At 65.9% G+C, this 2,396-nt stretch carries 4 protein-coding genes; all 4 read left to right on the top strand.

Annotated features, from left to right (window positions below):
• The coding region (locus tag AB5Z52_RS16620; protein ID WP_368267081.1) for an ATP-binding cassette domain-containing protein at positions 1-366 on the top strand (366 nt) is incomplete at its 5' end.
• Entirely contained in the window at positions 363-1,166 is an 804-nt protein-coding gene (gene phnE, locus AB5Z52_RS16625) for a phosphonate ABC transporter, permease protein PhnE (protein WP_065436595.1), read from the top strand. The genes AB5Z52_RS16620 and phnE (AB5Z52_RS16625), both read left to right, overlap by 4 nt.
• Positions 1,166-1,942 carry a phosphonate ABC transporter, permease protein PhnE gene (gene phnE, locus AB5Z52_RS16630; RefSeq protein ID WP_032743421.1) on the top strand — a complete coding sequence of 259 codons (777 nt, stop codon included), beginning with the start codon at positions 1,166-1,168 and terminating at the stop codon, positions 1,940-1,942. The genes phnE (AB5Z52_RS16625) and phnE (AB5Z52_RS16630) overlap by 1 nt, the downstream gene beginning before the upstream one ends.
• 12 nt (positions 1,943-1,954) lie before the next feature.
• Positions 1,955-2,396: metallophosphoesterase (locus AB5Z52_RS16635; protein ID WP_368267084.1), on the top strand; the 442-nt coding region annotated here is incomplete at its 3' end.

The following is a 2,396-nucleotide window of genomic DNA, read 5'->3' on the forward strand; positions in this document are numbered from 1 at the left end:
CGTCTCAGAGGTGACCGGGTCCAGGGAAGCGACCAGCTCAGCGGCGGCCAGCAGCAGCGCGTCGCCATCGCCCGCACCCGCGTCCAACAGGCCAGGATCGTGCTCGCCGACGAGCCGGTCGCTTCCCTGGACCCGGTCACCTCTGAGACGATCCTCACCGACCTCAAACGCATGAACCAGGATGACGGAACCACGGTGCTCATCAGCATCCACTCCGTCGGCTTCGCCAAGAAATACGCCGACCGGATCATCGGCATGCGCCGGGGAACGGTGGTGTTCGACGGCACCCCCGCCCAACTCACCGACGACATGTTCCGCCACATCTACGAGGGCGACGACGCCGGGAAGACGGGTGAGCGATCATGACCCGCACACCGTCGGCCGGCCGCCCCCTGAAGGACACGGTGCACCGGAACCTGTGGAAACGGCTCGCCACCGTCATAGTGTTCGTCGTCTGCTTCCTCGCCGCGAAGGACGCGACCGAGACCGACTTCGGCGAGGCGATCGCAAACATGGGGCAGGCCGCGGATTTCTTCTCGAACCTCCTGTCGCCCGACTGGGCGTATTTCGCCAAGGTGTGGATGCCCCTCGTCCAGACGATCCGCATGTCCGTGGTGGGCACGTCACTGGGACTCCTGTTCGGCGTGCCGTTCGCGTTCCTGTGCACCAGCAACGTGACGGGCAACCGCGTGGTCGCCACGGTCGCCCGCGTGGTCATGGACATCATCCGCACGATCCCCACGCTGCTGCTCGCCGCCCTGGTCGTCGCGTTCATGGGCATCGGACAGGTCAGCGGCATCATCACCATCGCCGTGTTCACCTTCGGCATCGTCGGCCAGCTGATCTACCAGTCGATCGAGATCTCCGACCCCGGCCCCGTCGAGGCCGCCCGCTCCGTGGGCGCCAACCGCATGCAGATCGCCACATGGTCGATCCTCCCGCAGATCGGGCAGGACATCGCCAGCTACGCCATGTACGCCTTCGAGATCAACATCCGCGCCTCCGTGATCCTCGGATACGTGGGAGCCGGCGGCGTGGGCGTCCTGCTGAACTCCTCACTCAGCCTGATGCGCTACGACCGCGTGTCGCTCGTCATACTCACCGTTCTCGTGCTCGTCGTCATCGTCGACTGGGTCAGCGAGATCATCAGAAAGAGGCTCCGCTGATGCGTATCCGTCTCACCGCACACCACCTCATGGCCGCCCTCATAGGCATCGCGGTCATCGTCTGCTTCGCGACCACCAACTGGTCCGACAAGGCCCCCATGTCCTGGACCTCCCTGTCGGACACCATCAGCCAACTGTTCCACCCCGACTGGTCGTACGTCTACGACGGCAGCGGTGAGGACCTAGTCAGCCTCATGCTCCAGACCATCTGCATCGCCTTCCTGAGCATGGTCATCGCCACGGTCATCGCGTTCCCCTGGTCCTTCATCAGCGCGACCACCCTGTGGCGGCACACCCCCGCCGTCGCCGGCGCGGCGAAGTTCGTGACCGACCTGCTCAGGGCGTTCCCCGAACTCGTGTACGCCATCATCTTCGTCAAGGTGGTGGGCCCCGGCCCCGCGGCCGGCGTCCTCGCCCTGGGCGTCCACATGGTCGGCATGCTGGGCAAACTGTACGCCGAGAACATCGAATCCATGGACAACGGGCCCGCCGAAGCCATGGAATCGGTCGGCGCCAACTTCTGGAAGACCACGTTCTTCGGACGCATCCCCCTGCTCATGCCCATCTTCGCGTCACTGTCCCTCAACCACTTCGAGATTGCGGTGCGCAGCGCCGCCACCCTCGGCCTGGTCGGCGCCGGCGGCATCGGCGCACCACTGATCTTCGCCATCCAAAGCCGCCAATGGAGCAGGGTCAGCATCATCCTGCTGGGCATCATCATCGTGGTCGCGCTCATCGACGCGGCGACCGGATGGCTACGCAAGAAACTCCTCTAAAAGGCCTGCCACATGACCACGATCACGATCCTCGCCACCAGCGACCTGCACGGCTTCCTGCCCGACACCCTCGCGGACGTGCCCGGCGACCCGTCCGCCGCGAACGCCCACGCGGCCGGCATACTCGCCGCACACGCCGCCAAGCGGATGACGGGCGTGGACGACGCCACGCTGCTCATCGACGCCGGCGACTACCTGCTAGGAAGCGCCTACGCCACCTTCACCGCCCGATCGGCCGAGAGGGAATCCCCGCTCACCCGCGTCGCCTCCGCCTGCGGCTACACCGCCATGGCCCTGGGCAACCACGACTTCGACCACGGCACCGCACTGCCCGCAAGCCAGAACCCCCACCTGCACGAACGGCTCCTGTGCTGCAACGTGACGGACGAGGAAGGCCACCCGATCTTCCATCCATACCGACTCGTCCAAGCCCGGGGCATCCGTGTGGGCATCG

The sequence above is a fragment of the Enterococcus sp. RTP21361st1_A6_RTP21361_211029 genome (genome assembly GCF_040910045.1).
Lineage (GTDB): Bacteria > Bacillota > Bacilli > Lactobacillales > Enterococcaceae > Enterococcus_D > Enterococcus_D gallinarum.